The following is a 4,066-nucleotide window of genomic DNA, read 5'->3' on the forward strand; positions in this document are numbered from 1 at the left end:
GGCCGCACGCAGCGCCTCGACGACATCCTCGACGATCTGCGGCGCGAGCCCCTCGCTCGGCTCGTCGACGAGCAGCAGGTCGTTGTCGCCGGCCATGCCGCGGGCGATGGCGAGCATCTGCTGTTGCCCGCCGCTCAGGTCGCCCGCCTCCTTGTCGCTGAAGCGGTCGAGCGCCGGGAACAGCTCGTACGCCTCCGCGACCCGCGCGTCCGGATCGGCCGCGGAGTGCGCGGCGACGCGGAGATTCTCTTCGACCGTGAGGTGCGAGAACACGCGCCGCTCCTCGGGAACCCATCCCATCCCGCGGGCGGCGATCGCGTGCGGCTCCATCCCCGTCACGTCCGTCCCGTGGAACCGGACCGTCCCCTCGCGCGGCGGCGTCAGCCCGAGCGCGGTGCGGAGCGTCGTCGTCTTCCCGACGCCGTTCCGCCCGACTAAGGCGACGATCTCTCCCTCCTCGACCGACAGGGACAGCCCCTGGAGGATGTGGCTCTCGCCGTAGTAGGTGTGGACGCCGTCCAGTTCGAGGATCGTCACCGCGGTTCACCCCCGGCGCGGACGCGACGGCCGCCGTCGGCGGCGGCGTCCCCGTCGTCGGTCGCGGTCTCGCTCTCGGCGAATCCGTCTTCGGACCCCTCGCGGCCGTAGCCGCCGAGGTACGCCTCCTGAACGACCTCGTCGCCGCGCACGTCTTCGGGCGGTCCGTCGGCGATCAGCTCCCCGCGGTGGAGGACCGCGATCCGGTCGGAGATGTCCATCACCACCTCCATGTTGTGTTCGATGAGCATCACCGAGTGGTCCGCCGCCACGTCCTCGATCAGCGCGACGACCTCCTCGACGCCCTCGCTCGACACGCCGGCCGTCGGCTCGTCGAGCAGGAGGAGGTCCGGGTCCCCCGCGAGCGCGACGCCGATCTCGAGGCTGCGCTTCTCGCCGTGGCTCAGGTTCTCCGTGACGGTCTCGGCATCGCCCGCCAGCCCGATCCGTTCGAGGATCCGGGTCGCCTCGGCGTAGTGGTCCTCGAACTCGGTCACGTTGCGCCACAGCTTCCAAGAGTCGTTCCCGCGGCTCGCCTGCGCCGCGACGCGGACGTTCTCCAGCACCGACAGCGTCGGAAAGAGGTTCGTGATCTGGTACGACCGGTGGATCCCCGCGAGCGCCGTCTCGTCCGGCGAGGCCGCCGTGATGTCGACCGACGCGTCGCTGTCGGCGCGGTCGGGCGGGTCGAACCGGATGCGTCCGTCGGACGGCTCCAACACGCCCGTGAGCAGGTTGAAGAACGTCGTCTTCCCCGCGCCGTTCGGGCCGATGATCGAGCAGAGCTCGCCGGCCTCTAAGGCGAAGTCGACACCGTCGACGGCGGTGATGCCGCCGAACCGCTTCGTGAGCCCCTCGGTCTCTAACAGCATTACAGCGAGCAGCTCGCGTCCTCTTCGGGGACCATCACGTCCTCGGCGTCGAGCCGCTGTTCCGGTTCGCCGGGCATGATCGGCGCGTCCCACGTGTCGGCGTACTCGTCGCTGGTCGGGACGGGCCACGCGACGGTCATCTGCGAGGCGGCCTGGTTGTTGTGTTCCTGGAACGTGTACCCGTCCGCCCCCTTCGGCGTGTCCGCGACCGTCATCCCGCGCAGCGCGTCGGCGACGTCGGCCCCGTCGGTCGATCCGGCCTCCGAGACCGCCTGCGAGAGCGCCGACGCGGCCGTGAACGTCCCGGAGCTGAACAGGTCGGGGACGATCCCGTACGCGTCGATGTGCATCTGCCGGAACTCCTCATTGATGGGGTTCTCGTACTGGTTCCAGTGGTAGCGACTGGTGAACGGCCCGAGACCGGCGTCTTTGATGTCCTGCGCGGTGAAGTCCTCGCCAAGTTCCGACTGGATGGTGCCGCCGATGAGCTGCGTAGTCAGGAGCGCCGCGAACCCGCCGAACACCTGGACGTCGTACGAGATCGCCGACGTGAGGAACTGGGGCAGCGTCGACGCCGTGAAGCCGCCGACGACGCCCGACGCGCCGTCGGAGACGGCCTGTTCGAAGAGCCCGTCGAACTCGGAGTAGCCGACCTCGACGAACCGCGGTTCGAGGACGTCGACGCCGTTGGCCTCCAACACCTCGGCGTAGTTGCTCGCGACGCTCTGTCCGAACGCGTTGTCGGACGCGAAGATCGCCACCGTGTTGATGTCGAAGTTCTCGGCGACGTACGTCCCGCCGGCGCGGGCGTCCATCGCGGTGTGTTCGCTCGCGCGGAACGCCAGCGGATGACAGAACTCGTCGCTGACCGTGATGCCGGCGTCGGCGGCCGGCCCGATCAGGTAGGGAACGTCCGTCTCGTCGACGACCGTGTCGATCACGCGGCGCGCGCTGTCGGAGGACGTGCCGCCGAACAGCACGTCGACCTCGTCGTCGACCACGAGGTCGGTCGCGACGCTCTGGGCCGTGTCCGGGCTGAATCCGGTGTCCTCGACGATGATCTCGTAGGTCGGGCCGCCGTCCGGCTCGACCGTGTACGTCCCCGGCGTCGCCTCTTGGATTGGGTCGAGGTCGTGTTTGTACGCCAGCCCGGAGTAGAACCCGCGCAGGCTGATCTGTCCGTAGTACTGGAGGTCGCCGGATGTCGGCTGGAGCGCGCCGATCCGGATCGTCTCGCCGGAGAGGTCGCCGTCGCCGCCATCCCCGCCGTCTCCCCCGTCCATCCCGTCTCCCCCGTCGGAGCCGTCCGAGCCGTCCGAGCCGTCTCCGCCGCCGGAACAGCCGGCGAGCCCGGTGAGTCCGGCTGCGCCGACCGCGGCGCTGGTTCGTCGCAGGTACGATCGCCGTGTGTGGTCGTCTCGCATACACGATCCGAGAACGGACACCACAATGAAGGGCCGAGTTAAGATGTTAACAGCCCACGTGAAATCTCCGGATTACGCTTATTTCCGGGGCTGAAGCGCCGAATATCCGTTCCGCGACCGCGGGGTCTCTCGCGTCGGGGCTACTCCAGTCGGTCGAGCGCCTCGACGACGCTGCGGAGGAGCTTCTTTTCGCCGCGGCGCATGTTCTTCGAGACGGCGGCCGTCGAGACGTCGAACTCGTCGGCCAGCGTCGACAGCGTCGCCTCGCGCGGCGACTCGAAGTACCCCTCGTCCGCGGCCGTCTCGATGGTCTCCCGCTCGACGTCGGTCAGGTCGCGGCACGCCCCCAGCATCGTCGAGGCCGCGTTCGCGTTCCGCATCGTGTCGAACAGCGCCTCCATCGACAGCTCGGAGCGGTCCTCGACGACGAACTCGTTGCCCTTCTCCAGGTCGTGGAGCGCGTCCTCCGTCGTCGCCTCGTCGTCGAAGCCGACCTGCCAGCGCTCGGAGCCGTCGGCGATGCGGAACGGGCCGGTGATGTAGCCGCCGTGGTCGGTTATCGTCGACATGGCGTTCGTCTCCTCGATGACGGTGCGGATGATGGCGGTCCCGTCCTGCTTCGAGAACAGGCGGTACTCGGCCATGTTCTCGTGGTCGCGGAGCGCCGAGAGCCCCTCGCCCAGCTCGTACCGGTCCGGCGACTCCACGAGCAGCCGCGTCTCCAGCTGCTCGGCGGCCGTGTCGAGCTGCCAGTGCATCGCGGAGAAGGCGACGTCGTGGTCGGCGGAGGTGTCGATGAACGGGCAGTCGAACTGCTCCATATCCATCGTGACGTCGAGCATGCTCCGTCCTTATTCCGCGGGTATATAATGGTTGTTCCTGTAGAATTATGGCGAGCGCGGGCGGTCACCGACGGTCTCGGCGGCCGTCGACGGTTCCGAGGCGTTTCGGCGGCCGTCGGGGGTCGCGGACGAACGCGACCCGACCGCTCCGCCCTACCCGCCGAACCGCTCTTTCAGCGCCGCGCGGTCGATCTTCGAGGGCCCCGAGGTCGGCATCTCGTCGACGAACGCGAGTTCCTTCGGGACCGCGTAGCGGGCGACCCGCGAGGCGAGGTGCGACTCGACATCGTCGAGGGTCAGCGACTCGTCGCCGACGAGGACCGCCTTCCCGACCGTCCCCCACCGCTCGCTCGGGACGCCGATCACGACCGCCTCCTCGATCCCGGGGAGA

At 69.0% G+C, this 4,066-nt stretch carries 4 protein-coding genes and 2 pseudogenes (1 of these 6 running past the window's edge); all 6 read right to left on the bottom strand.

Annotated elements, in window-relative coordinates; all coding sequences use genetic code 11:
* Positions 1-12: pseudogene (locus BN903_RS03030) on the bottom strand (branched-chain amino acid ABC transporter permease); it reaches 966 nt to the left of the window's first position.
* A partial coding sequence (locus BN903_RS17125; protein WP_195155693.1) for an ABC transporter ATP-binding protein occupies positions 1-537 on the bottom strand: 537 nt, incomplete at its 3' end. The gene BN903_RS17125 and the pseudogene BN903_RS03030, both read right to left, overlap by 12 nt.
* Entirely contained in the window at positions 534-1,409 is an 876-nt protein-coding gene (locus BN903_RS03035; RefSeq protein ID WP_048076317.1) for an ABC transporter ATP-binding protein, read from the bottom strand. The genes BN903_RS03035 and BN903_RS17125, both read right to left, overlap by 4 nt.
* Complete coding sequence (locus BN903_RS03040; protein WP_048076318.1) at positions 1,409-2,833, bottom strand: ABC transporter substrate-binding protein; 1,425 nt, start codon at positions 2,831-2,833, stop codon at positions 1,409-1,411. The genes BN903_RS03035 and BN903_RS03040 overlap by 1 nt, the downstream gene beginning before the upstream one ends.
* Positions 2,834-2,973: 140 nt before the next feature.
* The gene (locus tag BN903_RS03045) at positions 2,974-3,675 is read right to left on the bottom strand and encodes a helix-turn-helix domain-containing protein (protein WP_048076319.1); all 702 of its coding nucleotides are present in this window, start codon (positions 3,673-3,675) and stop codon (positions 2,974-2,976) included.
* A 153-nt stretch (positions 3,676-3,828) separates the two neighbouring features.
* Positions 3,829-4,066 (bottom strand): annotated as a pseudogene (locus tag BN903_RS03050) (class I adenylate-forming enzyme family protein); the annotation flags it as partial.

It is taken from the genome of Halorubrum sp. AJ67 (assembly GCF_000513435.1).

What these genes read in the sequence shown, in the direction of transcription:
- BN903_RS03045 (WP_048076319.1), bottom strand. Translation starts at nt 3,675, where the DNA reads ATGCTCGACGTCACGATGGATATGGAGCAGTTCGACTGCCCGTTCATC.
- BN903_RS03035 (WP_048076317.1), bottom strand. Translation starts at nt 1,409, where the DNA reads ATGCTGTTAGAGACCGAGGGGCTCACGAAGCGGTTCGGCGGCATCACC.
- BN903_RS03040 (WP_048076318.1), bottom strand. Translation starts at nt 2,833, where the DNA reads ATGCGAGACGACCACACACGGCGATCGTACCTGCGACGAACCAGCGCC.